The sequence below is a fragment of the Aliiroseovarius halocynthiae genome, from assembly GCF_007004645.1.
GTDB lineage: Bacteria > Pseudomonadota > Alphaproteobacteria > Rhodobacterales > Rhodobacteraceae > Aliiroseovarius > Aliiroseovarius halocynthiae.
Genome location: NZ_ML660019.1, coordinates 1783994 through 1800459, shown reverse-complemented (window position 1 = coordinate 1800459; position 16466 = coordinate 1783994). Strand labels below are relative to the sequence as shown.

17 protein-coding genes are annotated in these 16466 nt (G+C 57.7%); 9 read left to right on the top strand and 8 right to left on the bottom strand.

Annotated elements, in window-relative coordinates:
* Nucleotides 1-39: 39 nt before the first annotated feature.
* On the bottom strand, nucleotides 40-1182 hold the full coding sequence (locus tag FIL88_RS08875) for a zinc ABC transporter substrate-binding protein (RefSeq protein ID WP_185960888.1): 1143 nt from the start codon (nucleotides 1180-1182) through the stop codon (nucleotides 40-42).
* Between the two features lie 75 nt (nucleotides 1183-1257).
* On the opposite strand from FIL88_RS08875, the gene FIL88_RS08870 reads away from it, so the two are divergent.
* From FIL88_RS08870 to FIL88_RS08855, 4 genes are read left to right on the top strand one after another with little or no spacing between them, the layout of a single operon-like run.
* On the top strand, nucleotides 1258-1746 hold the full coding sequence (locus tag FIL88_RS08870) for a Fur family transcriptional regulator (RefSeq protein WP_142853378.1): 489 nt from the start codon (nucleotides 1258-1260) through the stop codon (nucleotides 1744-1746).
* A complete protein-coding gene (locus FIL88_RS08865; RefSeq protein WP_142853377.1) occupies nucleotides 1743-2522 on the top strand; it encodes a metal ABC transporter ATP-binding protein in 780 nt (259 codons plus the stop codon). Before FIL88_RS08870 ends, FIL88_RS08865 begins: the two co-directional genes overlap by 4 nt.
* A complete protein-coding gene (locus tag FIL88_RS08860; protein WP_142853376.1) occupies nucleotides 2512-3309 on the top strand; it encodes a metal ABC transporter permease in 798 nt (265 codons plus the stop codon). The genes FIL88_RS08865 and FIL88_RS08860 overlap by 11 nt, the downstream gene beginning before the upstream one ends.
* 13 nt (nucleotides 3310-3322) lie before the next feature.
* Entirely contained in the window at nucleotides 3323-4189 is an 867-nt protein-coding gene (locus FIL88_RS08855) for a phosphate acyltransferase (RefSeq protein WP_142853375.1), read from the top strand.
* On the opposite strand, the gene pta is transcribed toward FIL88_RS08855, so the two are convergent.
* The 6 genes from pta to FIL88_RS08825 form a co-directional block, all read right to left on the bottom strand.
* Nucleotides 4186-5190, bottom strand: coding sequence for a phosphate acetyltransferase (gene pta, locus FIL88_RS08850; protein WP_142853374.1), 1005 nt, complete (start codon nucleotides 5188-5190; stop codon nucleotides 4186-4188). The genes FIL88_RS08855 and pta overlap by 4 nt on opposite strands.
* Before the next feature lie 83 nt (nucleotides 5191-5273).
* Entirely contained in the window at nucleotides 5274-7052 is a 1779-nt protein-coding gene (gene xsc, locus FIL88_RS08845) for a sulfoacetaldehyde acetyltransferase (RefSeq protein ID WP_142853373.1), read from the bottom strand.
* Nucleotides 7053-7170: 118 nt separating this feature from the next.
* Nucleotides 7171-8649 carry a MocR-like pyridoxine biosynthesis transcription factor PdxR gene (pdxR, locus tag FIL88_RS08840; protein ID WP_142853372.1) on the bottom strand — a complete coding sequence of 493 codons (1479 nt, stop codon included), beginning with the start codon at nucleotides 8647-8649 and terminating at the stop codon, nucleotides 7171-7173.
* A 161-nt stretch (nucleotides 8650-8810) separates the two neighbouring features.
* Nucleotides 8811-9113 carry a hypothetical protein gene (locus tag FIL88_RS08835; protein WP_142853371.1) on the bottom strand — a complete coding sequence of 101 codons (303 nt, stop codon included), beginning with the start codon at nucleotides 9111-9113 and terminating at the stop codon, nucleotides 8811-8813.
* Between the two features lie 92 nt (nucleotides 9114-9205).
* Entirely contained in the window at nucleotides 9206-9796 is a 591-nt protein-coding gene (locus tag FIL88_RS08830) for a GNAT family N-acetyltransferase (RefSeq protein ID WP_142853370.1), read from the bottom strand.
* 88 nt (nucleotides 9797-9884) lie between these two features.
* Nucleotides 9885-11282 carry an aminotransferase family protein gene (locus FIL88_RS08825; RefSeq protein WP_142853369.1) on the bottom strand — a complete coding sequence of 466 codons (1398 nt, stop codon included), beginning with the start codon at nucleotides 11280-11282 and terminating at the stop codon, nucleotides 9885-9887.
* A gap of 237 nt (nucleotides 11283-11519) precedes the next feature.
* Between FIL88_RS08825 and FIL88_RS08820 the strand changes: the two genes are divergently transcribed.
* On the top strand, nucleotides 11520-12170 hold the full coding sequence (locus FIL88_RS08820; RefSeq protein WP_142853368.1) for a GntR family transcriptional regulator: 651 nt from the start codon (nucleotides 11520-11522) through the stop codon (nucleotides 12168-12170).
* Nucleotides 12171-12195: 25 nt separating this feature from the next.
* On the opposite strand, the gene FIL88_RS08815 is transcribed toward FIL88_RS08820, so the two are convergent.
* Entirely contained in the window at nucleotides 12196-12909 is a 714-nt protein-coding gene (locus FIL88_RS08815) for a type 1 glutamine amidotransferase (RefSeq protein ID WP_142853367.1), read from the bottom strand.
* An 86-nt stretch (nucleotides 12910-12995) separates the two neighbouring features.
* Between FIL88_RS08815 and FIL88_RS08810 the strand changes: the two genes are divergently transcribed.
* The 4 genes from FIL88_RS08810 to FIL88_RS08795 all read left to right on the top strand — a co-directional run bounded on the left by FIL88_RS08810 (nucleotide 12996) and on the right by FIL88_RS08795 (nucleotide 16456).
* Nucleotides 12996-14255, top strand: a complete 1260-nt coding sequence (locus tag FIL88_RS08810) for a cytochrome P450 (RefSeq protein WP_142853366.1) — start codon at nucleotides 12996-12998, stop codon at nucleotides 14253-14255.
* A 42-nt stretch (nucleotides 14256-14297) separates the two neighbouring features.
* Nucleotides 14298-15587, top strand: coding sequence for a type I glutamate--ammonia ligase (locus tag FIL88_RS08805; RefSeq protein ID WP_142853365.1), 1290 nt, complete (start codon nucleotides 14298-14300; stop codon nucleotides 15585-15587).
* A 135-nt stretch (nucleotides 15588-15722) separates the two neighbouring features.
* Nucleotides 15723-16034, top strand: a complete 312-nt coding sequence (locus FIL88_RS08800) for a 2Fe-2S iron-sulfur cluster-binding protein (protein ID WP_142853364.1) — start codon at nucleotides 15723-15725, stop codon at nucleotides 16032-16034.
* 53 nt (nucleotides 16035-16087) lie between these two features.
* Nucleotides 16088-16456, top strand: coding sequence for a VOC family protein (locus tag FIL88_RS08795; RefSeq protein WP_142853363.1), 369 nt, complete (start codon nucleotides 16088-16090; stop codon nucleotides 16454-16456).
* The last annotated feature ends 10 nt before the right edge of the window (nucleotides 16457-16466 follow it).

Here is a 16466-nt window from a genome sequence, read left to right as displayed (position 1 = left end):
ATGAACGAAAACGGGCGCCGCAGTGGCGCCCGTTTCTGTTTATTTGCCTTCCAGGCAGGTCGCGATCGTGTCTGCTGTGGACCACATCAGGTTCTCATACAGCATCGGACCTACGTCTTGGGATGATCCGGATGGATCCAGAACCCCAGTACCTGCGCCTGCACTTTTGGCTAGTTCCAGCACCTGCGCATCCCCTTGCGCAGGTTCCGAGAAGATGCACGAGACCTCGCCCCCTTCAATCCGTGCCGAGATCGCGGCCAGCTGCGCGGCCGAGGGAGGCGCGGAATCGCCTTCCCGGATCGAGCCCAGATTGTTCAGGTCATAGTGGTCCGAGAAATACCCAAACGCGTCATGGAACAGGACGAAACCCTTTTCGTGGATGGGTTCAAGACGCGCTTGAATGCGGCTGTCCAGTGCGGCAATCTTTTCTTGCGCCTCATGTGCGTTTTCGTGATAGCGCTCGGCGTTTTCGGGATCCAATTCGGACAGCTCTTCGGCGATCGCTTCCAACCAGATTTGAGCGTTCTTCGGCGACAACCATGCGTGAGGGTCTACACGCTCGACATGTTCTGCATGTGCGTCATGATCTTTGCCGTCTTCGTCATGGTCTTCGTGCTTGTCATGATCATGATCTGCGTGATCCTCATGCTTTTCGTGGTCATGATCTTTGTCGTCTGCATGCGTATCCTTATCTTCATGATCGTGGTCCGCATGTGCGTCTTTTTCGTCGTGCCCATGCTCATGGTCGTGATCGGCGCGGTCGTCTTTGGCGTGATCCTTGTGGTCATGATCCGCGTGATCGTCATGTCCATGCGCGTCTTGCGAACCATGGTCATGATCATGATCGTGGCCTTCGCGCAAAACGGTGCCGGGTGCAGATAGCAAAGCAATGCTATGGTCCAAGGAAGCCGCTTCGATCGCGCGTTCAAGCCATGGTGACATTGCCGGGCCAACCCAGACCAATAGATCTGCATCTGACAGCGACTGCATTTGCGACGGGCGCATCTGGAACCCGTGCGGATCGGCACCCTGAGGCAGCAGCAATTCAGGTTCACCAACGCCGTCCATCACCTGTGCTGTCAGCGAATGGATCGGTGCGAAATCGGTCACAACTTTCGGGGCCTCTGCCATCAACAGTGTCGGGCTGAGGCACAGCGCCATGGTGGTGCGGGTCAGTGTCATCGGGTCTTGCTCCGGGTAATGTGATGTTATAGCATTGGCGAAGGTGATAATATTACATAAACATGGTGTCAACCTATGCCGGATCTTTCCAGTGCGTTTCACAGTCATGACCATTCTACATGCGCCAGTGCGGCGCTGACCCGGGCCGAGGAAATCTGCCGCGAGGCAGGCGCGCGCCTGACGCCGGTTCGTCGCCGCACACTGGAAATTCTGTTGGAAGAACACCGCGCTATGGGCGCCTATGATGTTCTGGAGCGTCTGGCCGCAGATGGATTTGGCAGCCAGCCCCCTGTCGCTTATCGCGCTTTGGAATTTCTTGTGGATCAAGGGCTTGCGCATCGTATCCGACGTTTGAATGCTTTCGCAGCCTGCACGACGTTCGACTGCGACCACGCGCCTGCATTCTTTATTTGTAAAGCCTGTAAAGCTGTGGCCGAGATCCCGGCCTCAGAATTGCGGGCCCAGATCGACGCGGCCGGCGCGTCGCTTGGGTTCGCGGTTGAACGGGCCAATGTTGAAGCGATGGGCTTGTGCCCTAGCTGTCAGGCCGAGGCTGCGGCATGAGTTTGATCTCGGCCACGGGTTTAACCGTAAAATACGGCACGCAGAAGGTGCTGAACAAGATCGACATGTCGGTCGCGCCGGGCGAGATTGTGACGATCGTTGGCCCCAACGGGTCGGGCAAAACTACGTTGCTTCGCGCGCTTCTGGGGCTGACGCCAGCCAAAGGTAAAGTCCAGAAAAAGCCGGGGCTGGTCATTGGATATGTGCCGCAAAAGCTGGCGCTAGATCCCACATTGCCGTTACCTGTCCGGTCGTTTCTAAACTTGCCAAGATCCCACACCCCTCAACAGATCGCCGAGATGCTGGATCGTGTCGGTGTGCCAGGGATCGAGACACGTCAGGTGGCCGATCTTTCAGGCGGGCAGTTGCAACGCGTGCTATTGGCTCGTGCGTTGCTTGAGCGCCCTGACATCTTGATCCTTGATGAACCTACCCAAGGGCTGGACCAGATGGGAGAGGCGGGATTTTACCGTCTGATCGAAGATGTACGGCAAGCCTCGGGTGTTGCCGTTTTGATGGTTTCACACGACCTGCATGTGGTGATGAGCGCCTCGGATCGGGTGATTTGTCTGAACGGTCATGTCTGCTGCGAAGGCAAGCCACATGTCGTTCAGAATGCGCCAGAATATCGTGCTTTGTTCGGCTATGGTACGCAGGGCGCGCTGGCGTTGTATCAGCATGCCCACGACCACAACCACGACCATGGCTGCGATCATGACCATGATCACGTCCACAACGCCGTGACCCGCAAGGATGATATTGAACATGCTGGATGATTTTCTGGTGCGCGCAGCGTTGGCCGCGTTTGGTCTGTCTCTGGCCACTGGCCCATTGGGCGCGTTCGTGGTTTGGCGGCGGTTGGCTTATTTCGGAGATGCCACAGCACATGCGGCCATTCTGGGTGTGGCATTCGCGCTGATCTTCTCGGTCCCGATCAGCCTTGGCACACTGGTGGTGGCCTTGGCGATGGCTGGTGCGATCAGCTGGATGATGGCGCGCGGCCAGTCGCCCGATAGCGGACTTGGCGTGTTGTCCTTCGGTGCGCTTGCTTCTGGCCTTGTCGCGATTTCTTTCGCGCCTGGGGTGCGGGTCGATCTTGCGGCCTATCTGTTTGGCGACATTTTGACGGTTACCCGCTCGGATCTTTTGCTGGTCTGGGGCGGCGGGATTTTGGTGGCTTCAGTCATTGCGTGGCGCTGGTCGAAACTTCTATTGTCGACGCTCAGTCCTGATTTGGCGGCGGCTTCGGGCGTGAAGCCAAACCGCGAAAGCCTTGTCATCACTGTGTCGATTGCGGTCGTGGTGGCGGTGTCCCTGAAAGTTGTCGGAGCGCTTTTGGTGTCGGCCATGTTGATCATTCCTGCCACTGCCGCGCGAAGGGTTGCGTCATCCCCCGTGCAAATGGTGGTTGCGTCGGTTCTGGTCAGTTGGGCCGCCAGCGGGGCGGGGCTTTGGGCATCGCTGCGGCTGGACACACCGGCCGGTCCGTCGATCATCGTCGCAGCGGCGTTGATCTTTGTGCTGACAACCGGGTATAGGACGATCCGCAACCAAATCGCATAACAGGACAGCCCCCATGACGGCCACGCTGGATCGCGCCTTCGAGATCGCCGCAAAGCGCAAACCGCGCGTCGTGTTGCCAGAAATGGAAGATCCGCGTATCGCTGAAGCTGCAGCGCGTCTGCATGCGGAAGGGCTGGCCAGCCCGGTGCCACTTGCTGATTGTGCCGCGCATCATGTCGATGCGCTGATATCGACGCGCGCCATGCGTCCCGCGATCGCCACACGCCTGTTGCAACGCCCCCTGATGCGGGCCGCCGCCATGGTCGCAACGGGCGAGGCGGACTTGATGGTCGCTGGTGCCATCGCCCCCACTCGCCGCGTGATCGAAGCCGCGTCAATGGTCATCGGGCTAAAGAAGGGTATCGCCACGCCCTCGAGTTACTTCTTGATGGTTCTGTCGGATGGCCAGGAGTTCATATTCTCGGATTGCGCCGTGAATGTTGACCCGGACGCACAAGAGCTGGCGGATATCGCAACTGCAAGCGCGGGAACTGCACGGGCGTTCTGGGGGCGGGCCGAGGTCGCACTCCTATCATTCTCGACCGGGCATTCCGGCGCGGGAGCGTCGGTTGAAAAAGTGCGTGAAGCAGCAAATTTGACTGGGTTTGCAGGCCCTGTTCAGGCCGATGCCGCGCTGGATCTACTTACGGCGCAGAAAAAGCAGGCTGGACTGACCGAAAAGGCGAACGTCTTGATATTCCCGAACCTAGACGCCGGGAATATCGCTTATAAACTTCTGGTGCATCTCGCCGGGGCGAAAGCCTATGGCCCCATTCTTCAAGGCTTCAAGCGCCCAATTTGCGACCTGAGCCGAGGCGCCACCGTCGACGAGATTGTGGCCGCCACCGTTCTTTCCATTGCGGGGTCAGACGGGCTTTAATCGCTGTCGCTTGCCTGTGCGGCTGTCACAGCGATCATGTGCAGGATATCTTCGGCCGAACATCCGCGTGACAGATCGTTGGCAGGTTTTGCCAGACCTTGCAGGATTGGGCCGATGGCTTCGGCCCCGCCCATGCGTTGTGCAATTTTGTATGCGATGTTGCCGCTTTCCAGATTGGGAAAGATGAAGACATTGGCATTGCCCTGAAGGGGGCTGTCTTGCGCTTTGCGCGCGGCGACGTCTGGTACGAACGCCGCATCGAATTGAAGCTCGCCGTCGATCAACAGCTCGGGCGCGCGGCTGCGGGCGGTTTCGGTGGCAGTCACGACCTTTGATACCGCATCATGTTCCGCACTGCCGCGTGTCGAAAAGGACAGCATCGCAACACGAGGCGTTTCGCCGATCAACCGCTGAAAAGAATTGGCCGAACTAAGCGCGATTTGTGCCATCTCGTCAGCGCTGGGATCCACCACCAGCCCGCTATCCGCAAAGATCATAGCACCTTTCCGGTCGTGATGTTCTTTGCAAAAGAGCATCAGAAAGAAGGACGAGATCAGCTTGGTATCAGGTTTTGTGCCGATGATTTGGATGGCGGCGCGCACGATGTCGGCTGTGGTTGCCACTGCGCCGCCGACAGTGCCATCCGCGTGACCAGATTTCACCAGCAAGGCCGCAAAAATATGGGGCAGGTCGACGGCAGCCTGTGCATCATCGTGGGTTACGCCCTTGTGCTGGCGCAACTGGTAATACAGCGCGGCCAATTCGTTCCGTAAGGGCGATGTTGACGGGTCGTGAATGTCAATCCCGTCAATGATTTCAATCCCCTGTGCCTCGAACTCGGCCTTGATTGATGCGCTGTCTCCCACAAGACCAATACGCGCGATCCCTTGCGCCGCTGCCTGATGACCAGCGCTGACAGCACGCGGGTCGCTGCCTTCCGACAGGATAATCCGCAGGTTGGTACGGGCCGCGTTTTTCAGAAGGGTTTCAAGCGGTTTCATCGGGGCCTCGCGTTCAGAGAAAAGGGGCCGGCAGTAACCGGAAGAGCTTCGGGCGCGAGGGATCCCGCGCCCGAAGAGTTCAATCAGACCTGTTGGGGCCGCATGTCGTCTTTGCTGATGCCTGCCACGCGAACCGGCTTCTTCATTGCGTCGCGACGGAAGGGTTCACCCAGCTCCTGGTTGATCATGGCTTCGATCAACGTGGTAACGCCATTTTCCATCTGGTCCTTGATGGCTTGGTTCAGCGCGTCGGTCAGCTCGTCCATCGTGCGGGCGACAACGCCTTTCAGGCCACAAGCATTGGCGATGCCAGCATAGGATACCTGTTGATCCAGCTCGGTGCCGACGAAGTTATCATCGAACCACAGGGTCGAATTACGTTTCTCAGCACCCCATTGATAGTTGCGGAAGACCACTTGTGTCATTGCGGGCCATTCTTCGCGGCCGATGGCGGTCAGTTCAGTCACCGCGATGCCGAAAGCGCCGTCGCCCGAGAAGCCAACAACCGGCACGTCTGGGCAACCGATTTTGGCGCCAGCAACAGCCGGAAGGCCATAGCCACAGGGGCCGAACAGGCCGGGGGCCAAGTATTTGCGGCCTTCTTCAAACGACGGGTAGGCGTTGCCGATCGCGCAGTTGTTGCCGATATCGGACGAGATGATCGCCTCTTTCGGGAGGGCAGCCTGAATGGCACGCCATGCCATACGCGGGCTCATCCACTCGGGCTTGTCCGCGCGGGCGCGTTCGTTCCAGGTTGTGCCCGGATCGTCATCCTCGTGGGTCATTTCGGTCAGCTGTTGTGCCCAAGCCGACTTTTTCTGTGCAATGTTGGATTTGCGTGCGTCACGACCTGCGTCACCGGCAGTGTCGCTCAGCTGTGCAAGGATGCCTTCGGCCACTTTCGCGGCGTCACCGATAATGCCAACCGAAACTTTCTTGGTCAGACCGATACGGTCGGGGTTGATGTCGACCTGAATGATCTTGGCGTCCGACGGCCAGTATTCCATGCCATAGCCGGGCAGGGTCGAGAATGGGTTCAGACGAGTGCCGAGGCACAGAACAACATCTGCATCCTTGATCAACTCCATACCAGCTTTCGAGCCGTTATAGCCCAAGGGACCTGCAAACAGCGGGTGCGAGCCGGGGAAGGCGTCATTGTGCTGATAGCCAACACAGACCGGAGCATCCAGACGTTCAGCCAGTGCTTTCGAGGCTTCGATGCCACCTTTCGACAGAACAACGCCTGCGCCGTTCAAGATGACGGGGTTCTTGGCCTCTGACATCAGCTTGGCAGCCTCTGTGACGGCCTCTGCACCGCCCGAGGGGCGTTCGAACTCAACAATCGCCGGCAGCTCGATATCGATCACTTGGGTCCACATGTCGCGCGGGATGTTCAGCTGGGCAGGGGCGGATGCGCGTTTGGCGTTCATGATGACGCGGTTCAGAACTTCGGCAACACGGGTCGGATCGCGGACTTCTTCCTGATATGCGACGCAGTCAGCAAACATGCGCATCTGTTCCATTTCCTGGAAGCCGCCCTGACCGATGGTCTTGTTGGCGGCCTGCGGGGTGACCAGCAGCACAGGGGTGTGGTTCCAGTAGGCTGTTTTCACCGCGGTCACGAAGTTGGTGATACCGGGGCCGTTTTGCGCGATCATCATCGACATTTTGCCGGTGGCACGGGTGTATCCGTCGGCCATCATGCCGCCCGAACCTTCGTGGGCGCAGTCCCAGAACGTAATGCCCGCATCGGGGAAAATGTCCGAAATCGGCATCATGGCAGATCCGATAATACCAAAGGCATGTTCGATCCCATGCATCTGAAGCACTTTGACGAAGGCTTCTTCGGTGGTCATTTTCATTGTGACGCTCTCCCTAGAATTGGTGATGGGGTGGCGAAATCACTTCGTCCGCCCAGTCGAGTTTCCTGATACTTTATTATGCAGCGCGACGGCGCGCCTATAGGGCCAGTTGTCTGGGCTATCTGGCGCCAGATACATCCGTGCTGGCGATCTCGTCCGCGATCAGAGAGATCCCTTCAGGGATGCGCGACGCAGGGATCGAGCTATAGGCGATCCGATAGAAATTCGTCGGCTGATTGGGGCCGCGGAAAAAGGGCGTGCCAGGTTCAAGCAACACACCCTTTTTGCGCAACTGACCGGCAAGCTGGATCATGTCTACGCCTTCAGGCGCGCGCATCCAGAATGCTGATCCGCCAAAAACGCCACGCCCGGCGATGGTCAGCCCGGTATCTTCGATCGCCTGATTCATCACCTCGCGCCGTCCCTGATAGGCGCTTCCCATGCGGCGGATAAGAGCGTCGTAATGGCCTAAGGACAGGAAATAGGCGACCGTGCGCTGAATCAGCCCCGGTGGATGGCGCAGCACAGCCGAGCGCAGCGCCCGGGCTTCGCGAATGAAAGGCTCGGACCCGACCATGTAGCCAAGGCGCAGCCCCGGAAATAGCGATTTCGAGAAGCTGCCTACATAGATCACCCGTCCCTCACGGTCCAAGGATTTCAGCGCGGGCGAGGGCGGCTTCAGGAACGACATTTCGAAATCATAGTCGTCTTCAACAATCACCGCGTCCAGTTCTTTGGCGCGTGCCAAAAGCGCCTTTCGACGCTCGATAGGCATGGTGGCTGTGGTAGGGCTGTGGTGACTGGGTGTCGAGAAGATGACATCAGTGCCGTCGGGCAGCAATTCTGGGGGAAGGCCGTCACGATCAACGGGGATATTCACCAGATGGCACCGGCTTTGGGTCAAAACATCGCGCAGCGAGTAATAACAGGGATCTTCGATTGCGGCGGTCCGGCGCTGGGTCAAAAGGATTTGCGCGGCCATCCACAATGCGTTCTGGGCGCCCAGCGTGATCAGGATTTCTTCCGGACGGGCCAGAATGCCGCGCCGGGGCAGAATGTGGCGGGCAATGAATTCAATCAATTGGGGATCGTCTTGATCATAATAATCGCCCATCATCACGGCGTGGTCTTTATGTCCCAGTGCACGCAAGGCGCAAAGACGCCAGGCATTGTGGTCAAACAGCTTTGGATCGGCCTGACCATAGATGAAGGGGTATTTGTGCTGCCGCCAATTTTGCGGTTTCTGGGGCGTGCTGCCTCCGGTGAAGTGGTTGCCAATGGCACGATGCCAGTCGACTTTGTCTTCGCCGCGGGCGCGTGGTTGAAAGCTTGGCGGTTCTGGTGCGTTTTCAGAGACATAGAAGCCGGAGCGTCCCTTGGATGACAGATAGTCATTCGCCTGAAGTTCCGTATAGGCAAGCGTGACCGTGATCCGGCTGACCCCAAGATGTGTCGACAATTTCCGGGTCGAAGGAAGCTTTTCGCCGCGCGGCAAACGCCCGGACAGGATTGCCTCGGCGATCATTTGTTGGATCTGGGCCTGGAGCGTGCCTTGGGCGTCCGGGTCCAGAAAAAAGGTCTCTACGGGTGCAGCCATAGATGTTACCTTACATTGGACCTAGTTGGGGTGCAATCTGGATATACTCGACTTCTTACGCGGTTTTCGCAAACCCAGTATGGATTTCGCAAAAAAATCCCTCAGATGCGGTCATGTCGCGGCGCGTCTTTCGCCCATACGTCAGGTCGACGAGAAACGCTTTAACGATTTGATGAAATCCACGCCGACATCAGCCCCGCATCACGAAAGCACTCATCCGGGACCGAGCGGCGTTTGGCGCGTGCGATCCGTTCGGCAAAGGCGACCTGTTTCGAGGTCGCACGCGTGTCGCGCGGTTGGATGGTACGGGCTTTCAGCCGCGCCTGATGTTCGCCAATCCACCCCGACAGTGCCGCACGGTCCTGCGCAACATCGGCAGGAATTGCCGCGCCAAGCTTTGATGCAATTGCACGGGCATAGTCCGTCTGTTTCGGCGTCGGGGGCAGGCTTCTGGGTTGGGCCATGGCGTGTTCCTTTGCTTCATGCGAATGAGAACAAATATAGAACAAAATGGTTAATTGTCCAGACGCACCGGGTCACGTGAAGGTGAACGGCCCTATTTTCGGGGCTTTTCAAGCCGCCAAGTCAGGTTCGCCCGCACAGCTGGCCACTCAGACGCGATGATCGAATAGACCGCCGTATCGCGCAAAACGCCGTTCCCCTGATCCATATGGCTACGCAATACGCCGTCCAGCTTTGCGCCAAGTCGTTCGATCGCCGCACGGCTTTGATGGTTCATGAAATGGGTGCGGAATTCGACCGCGTTGCAGTGCAGATCCTCAAAGGCATGGGCCAGCAACAGACGTTTGGCTTCGGTATTCAGAGGGCTGCGCTGAACGGATGAGCGATACCACGTCGACCCGATTTCAACACGTTTGTTTGCGGCATCAATGTTCATGAACGTGGTCATCCCAACGGGGGTTCCGTCCGGTGTCATTACACAGAATGGCAACATCGACCCAGCATTTTGCAGATCCAATCGACGGGCGATTTCGTCCTCCATGCCCTCGGGGGTAGGGACAGAGGTATACCACAGGCGGTGAAGTTCACCGTCTTTGCTGGCCTCTTTCAACGCGGGGGCGTGATCAGCGCTTAGCGGGGCAAGCTTGACGTGATCTCCGGTCAGAGTAACGGGGGCAGGCCACATTTCTAATGTCCTTTCAGCTCGCATGAAAAAGGCGGCCCCGGTGACAGGGCCGCCTATAAACAGACTATGAGGTCAAACTGCGGCGCTGTCAGCCGAAAACCTTGGTCAACGCGTTGTCGACGGCCTCGCAGATCCGATCAATGTCTTGTTCGGTTGCGATCAGGGCCGGGCTGAAGCACAGCGTGTTGTTGCGACCGGGAAGGGACCGGTTGGTCGCTCCGATGATCACACCTTGTGCGCCACAATCGGCAACCACTGCGCCGACCTCGGCTTCGGTAACCGGCTCTTTGGTCTCGCGGTCTTTCACCAGTTCTGCGCCAAGGAACAGACCTTTGCCGCGCACGTCGCCAATCACGCTGTGCTTTTCAGCAAGAGCGTTCAGATTGGCCAACATACGCTCGCCCATCTTTGTGGTGTTTTCCAACAGGCCCTCGTCTTCGATAATACGCAGGTTTTCCAGCGCCGCCACAGGACCGGCGGTGCAGCCACCAAAGGTCGAGATGTCGCGGAAATAGCCCAGCGGATCCGATGCGTCTTCCTTGAACATGTCAAACACGCGCTCGTTGGACACGCAGCAGGCAATTGCCGCATAGCCAGAGGCCACGCCCTTCGCCATCGTCACGAAGTCGGGCTTGATGCCGTAATGCTGATAGCCAAACCAAGTGCCGGTTCTGCCAAGGCCGCAGACGACTTCATCGATATGCAGCAAAAGGTCGTACTTTTCGCAAATCTCCTGCACGCGCGGCCAGTACCCTTCGGGCGCTTCAATAACGCCACCACCAGCGGTGATCGGTTCCAGGCAGAGCGCGCCGACAGTATCCGGGCCTTCACGCAGAATGACCTCTTCAATGGCGTCTGCAGCGGCGCGACCGAACTCGGCACCCGACAGATGCTCCAGCCCAAGTTCGTGCTTGCGGTATTCCATGCAATGGGGCACGCGAATGAAGTCCGGCGCGAAGGGGCCATACTGTGCGTTGCGCTCGTCCTGACCGCCTGCCGACATCGTCGCCAGCGTCGATCCGTGATAATCGCGGTCGCGGTACAGGATCTTGGTTTTCTTGCCGCCGTATTTTTTATGTGCGATCTGGCGGATCATCTTGAAGGCTTTTTCGTTGGCCTCGGATCCTGAATTCGTGATGTAGACGCGGCTCATGCCTGGCATCTTTTCAATCAGTTTCTCCGAGAAGAGCGCGCCTGGGATCGATCCAGCGGAGGCGGCGAAATAGTTCATCTTCACCAGCTGGTCGCGCACCGCATCCGCAATGGTTTCGCGGCCATAGCCAACATTCACGGTCCAGACACCACCAGATACGGCGTCGATATATTCTTTGCCGTTCTGATCCCAAACCCGCATGCCTTTGCCTTCCACGATGATACGCGGATCACCGGTTTCAAAAGGCTTGTGCTGTGTCAGATGGTGCCAAACATGCGCTTTGTCGGCCTCGACCACGTGGCTGATATCGTTTTCTTTGATTTGACCGTCCATGACGTCCTCCGGTGCTGAAGGTTCCCCGTGCGAAGCGGGCCGTGGGAACAGAGATTCTTTGATCAAATATCTTCTCGGAATTTGGAAGCGAAAATAGGGCCAGCCCGCTATTAGAATATGTCCAGAATATGTGGGTGGTCTCGGGATGCGCGGGGCCATCGGATGGTTCTGCTTGAAATATAGCACAGAATGTCAGCGAAAGCTGGAATTCACCGCAAGATTTGCTTAACTGCCCACATGGCTGGTCAAACTGAAATCGTACTGAACGCAATCCTGACGTCTATCGACAGGGGTGAGCTGTCGCCCGGTGAAACGATCGACGAGAATGCGTTGATCGCACAATATGATGTGTCCCGTACACCCTTGCGTGAAGCGCTGTTACGGCTTGAGGCGATGGGGTTGATTACCCGCCCGCCACGCAAAGGGGCTGTGCTGTTCAAGCCCAGTTTTGAAGAGTTTCTGGCCATTCTCGAGGTGAATGCCCAACTGGAAGGGCAGGCTGCCGGGCTGGCAGCGCGTCGAATTTCAGCTGAAGACGGCGCAGCACTGATGCGTATTGTTGAGGCTTGCGAGACCCATGCCCGTGACAAGGGCGATGGGGACCCACACGGGTACTACGCGCTGAACCTCGAGTTCCACAAGACGGTGGCCGAAGCTGCGGGGAATCCCTTTCTGCTAGACATGATCAAGCTGAATGGGCGCAAGTTGCTGGCCTATTACCGGGCGCGGTATCGTAATCCCGGCGCAATTGCTGAAAGCGCGCGCGAGCATCGCCAAATCGCCAAATTGATCTTGGCGCATGACGCAGACAAAGCGCGGGCACTGATGACCGAGCACGTTTTGTTTGACCGCGTAACAGTCATGGACCTGCTGGCGGCTTTGGGCTGAGCGCCAGAAATGTGCAGAGCAGCAACTAGCCCTGCGCCGCCTTTGCGTGTTCGAAAAACCGTACGATCCAAGACGCGAAAATCGGGCCATCTGCAAGAAGGCGCAGAGACTCGCGGGCATTCGCGATGACCTCAGCAGGCTTGTCATCCGCAAGCTCTTCGATCAGATCGACAATGAAGCGGCGCGTCATTTCGGGATGGTTCTGCGTGGTGAAAACGTGGTCGCCGATCCGAAATCCCCCCATCGGGCAACCCTCAGATGACATGATGTTTAACGCCCCGTTGGGCATCTTCGTGACCTGTTCGATATGGGCGCCATACAGCCAAAAGCGTTTAACCTCGAGCCATGGGGCAGCTTCGGTGATCTCCATTTCGGTCGAGCCGAACACCCAGCCATCGGGGTTGGTTTCCACCTTCCCGCCAAGGGCTTTGGCAATTGCCTGATGCCCAAAGCAGGCCCCAAACATCGGCAGTTGCAGATCATTCAGTTTGCGGATCAACGCAAACAGATCTGACATCCATGGCGCGCCATCATGAACCGACGCGGGGCTTCCGGTAATCACGAAACCATCGAATGACGTCAGATCGCGTGGGAAGTCGCCGTCTTTGACCGCGAACACGGCATATGTCCAATCTGGCCGCTTCTTTGCCAAAAGCTCGGTCCATTTTTCGCCATCCTTCGGATGGAGCTGCGCAAACTCGCTTTCATCCGTGTTTGCCATCAGGATTGCGATATGCATGATTTCGCCCTTTACATATTTAACATGTTCTATAATATATTTATAGACGCGCTGCATACAATAGCAAAAACGCCAAGGAGGAGCGCATGACCGTTTGGACCCCAAATGATGATGGTTTCGCGGATTTGTCCAGCCACGACACCTTTGCAAACGGTGCTCCGCACAGCACGTTCGCACGCTTGCGCCGCGAAGACCCGCTCAGTTGGACCGATTGGGACGGGGGCGAGGGCTTCTGGAACGTGGTGCGCCACGCAGATATCACCGAGTTGAACCGGAATTACGAGCTGATGTCCTCTGCCCGTGGGATCCGAATGGAGGATCAGACTTACGAGGAATATCTGGCCCGCCGCACCTTTCAGGAAACCGATCCGCCCGAACATATGAAGACCCGCGTGAAGGTAGGGAAGGCATTCTCGCGCCCCGTGGTCGCTGGGTTTGAAGATCAAATTCGCGAGCTGTGCCATCCCATTCTGGACGCGGCGCTGGAAGCGGGCACATTTGACGCCACCAAGATAATCGCCCGTCAGCTGCCCATGATGATGTTGGGCCGGATCATTGGCACACCGGACGCGGATCTGCCCTGGCTTGTGGAAAAAGGTGACGCTCTGATCGCCAACACGGACCCGGATTTCACCGATCACGTGCTTGATAAGATGGAGACCGACGAATACCGGATGATGCCGTTCAACTCGCCCGCCGGGGCTGAGCTGTTCGACTATGCCAGGCGTTTGATCGAAGAAAAGAACCGCAAGGGTGACACGGACGGCGTGCTGCATATGATTATGCAGCCGGACCGTGACGGCAACGTGATGCCAGAGCAGGAGTTCCGCAATTTCTTCTGCTTGTTGGTTGCCGCAGGAAACGACACCACCCGCTATTCGATCGCGGCAGGTATTCAGGCGATGGCGCATCAGCAAGAATTGCTAGGTCAAATGCAGGACGACGGCGATATCTGGGCCACTGCGCCGGACGAGATTATCCGCTGGGCCACACCCGCGCTTTACTTCCGCCGCACCGCCACCCGCGATCACGAGATGCACGGGAAGCTGATCCGCGAAGGCGACAAGGTGCTTTACTGGTGGTCCTCAGCCAACCGCGATGAGAACGTGTTCGACGCCCCCAACCGCGTTGATCTGTACCGAAGCCCCAACCGCCATATGTCCTTTGGGCAGGGCGGCCCGCATGTCTGTTTGGGTATGCATCTGGCGCGGCTTGAGGTCCGGGTTCTGTTCGAAGAACTGGCGAAACGCGTGAAAATGGTGGAACCTGCCGGGGACCACAAATTCCTGCGCTCGAACTTTGTGGGTGGGATCAAGGAATTGCCTGTGACGATGCAGGCCAAGTAACCCCAAAAGGGGACGACCCGGAAAACCGGGCAGGGAGGATTGATGAAAGACCGTTTGCGGGCCCTTTGGCTCGATCACCTGAGTATTCTGCGCGGCAAGTATCTGCCCGGGTCAAAGATTGGCACCAGCGAGACGCGGTTTTGCCGCTCGACCTATGGTGTGCATTACGACAAGGACCTTCTGGATGCGCCCGGCGCGATGATGAAGGAAGGTCTGCCGGATATGGAGCTGCGCTGGCGGGCGGAAGACATTCGCGAGGGATGGGAGGCCTCGACGCAGATTGTCATCGGTGACCTGTATGACCAAGACGGCGCGCCATTGGAGTTGTGCGGACGGCAAGCGCTGAAGCGCGCGGTTGCGGCATGGGAAGAGCGCGGATTGACCCCGATGGTTGGGATCGAGCTGGAATGCTTTGCCCTGATGGCCAATGAAATTGGCCGCCTTGTGCCCTATGACGCGCCGGGCGGTGTGGTTTATGGCACTGGCCCCTTCACCGATCCACTGCGCTTCACCGACGACATCTGGGAACGGGCTGAGAAGCTGGGCTTTAACCTTGAAATGATGACGGGCGAATATGACAGCCCTCAGTTCGAGTTCACGCTGACCTTTGATGAGGTGCTGAAACATGTGGATGACATTGTGCTGTTCCGCCAGATGGCCCGCGAAGTGGCGCTGGAACACGGGCTGGTCCTGACCTTCATGCCCAAACCGATTGCCGAAGCGGGCGGGTCAGGCATGCACATCAACTATAGCTTCCGGGATCGGTCTGGCGGCAATGCGCTGGACAATGGACCCGTGGGCGGACCCGATCACATGAACGATCTGGCGCGCGGCTGTATTTCAGGCCTGATGCATCACCATAAGGGGCTGGCAGGACTGGTCGCTCCGACGACGAATTCGTATCAGCGTTTGCAGCCGGGATCGCTGTCCGGGTACTGGCGCAACTGGGGCGGGGATCACCGAAACGTCACCACGCGGATTTCTGGCGAAGGCGGCGCGAAGTCGCGGCTTGAACACCGAATGGCGGACGCGACAGCGAACCCCTATACGGCGGTGGCTGCAGTGCTGCAGGCGTCGCTTTTGGGGCTTGAAAACAACTATCCAATGGGCCCCATCGAAGGTGGTGACGGGTTTGATCGGACCGAGGCCAAGGATGGCACCGCAGTGAACCTGAAAGCTGCCATGAAGGACCTAGAGGCCGACACCGTTCTGGGCGATCGCGTCGGGCGCCTGCTGGTCGATAACCACATTTTCATGAAGCGCAAAGAGGTCATCAAGACCCGTGATCTGGAAGGCGATGGGCTGCGCGATTTCTATGTGAACTTCGTCTAGATCATTGTCGATTTCACCGAAACAAATGCGCATCAGAAATCGCGTTCGAAATCAGCACCTAGCTGATTGAGAGGCAGCGAATTCTGATCCTGCTCAATCGACTTTGATCAAAACGATAAAACAAGGAGATACGAGATGAAAGTAACCTGGGTCCTGCCTGGGGGCGAGGAAGTTGTGGCTGATGTCCAGACGGGCGTGAACCTGATGGAAGCCGCCCAAGCGCATAATATCGCGGGTGTTCAAGGTGAATGCGGGGGCTCGCTGTCCTGCGCGACCTGCCATGTGCATGTGGACGGTGACTGGCTGGCGAAAGCCGGCGAGAAAGGCGACTTCGAAGAAGCAATGCTGGACATGGCAGATGGCGAAGTGACCGATGCCTCGCGCCTGTCGTGCCAGATCGAGGCCTCAGACGATTTGGATGGGATCCGCCTGATTGTACCTGTCTGACAGTCTTGTCCCGCCGAGTGTGATAAGGTGATCTGAAAAAGGAGGATCACATCATGCAACTCGGAGCATTCTCGGTCAGTCTTGGCGTCAAGGATTTGGCGGCATCACGCGTGTTCTATGAAGCGCTGGGCTTCACCGCTTATGCGGGCACGGAAGAGCATAACTACCTAATTATGAAGAACGGCGACACGTTGGTGGGGCTGTTTCAGGGGATGTTTGAGGGCGCGATGCTGACTTTCAATCCCGGTTGGGACCAGAACGCCACGAATGTCGACCCGTTTGATGATGTGCGCGCGATAAAGGCGAAGTTGGCCGCCTCTGGGGTTGAGGTGACGCAAGAGCAGGGCGGCGAGGAAGGGCCGGGAAGTTTCATGGTCACCGATCCTGACGGGTACCCGATACTGATCGACCAGCACAGATAAAGGCCGCCCG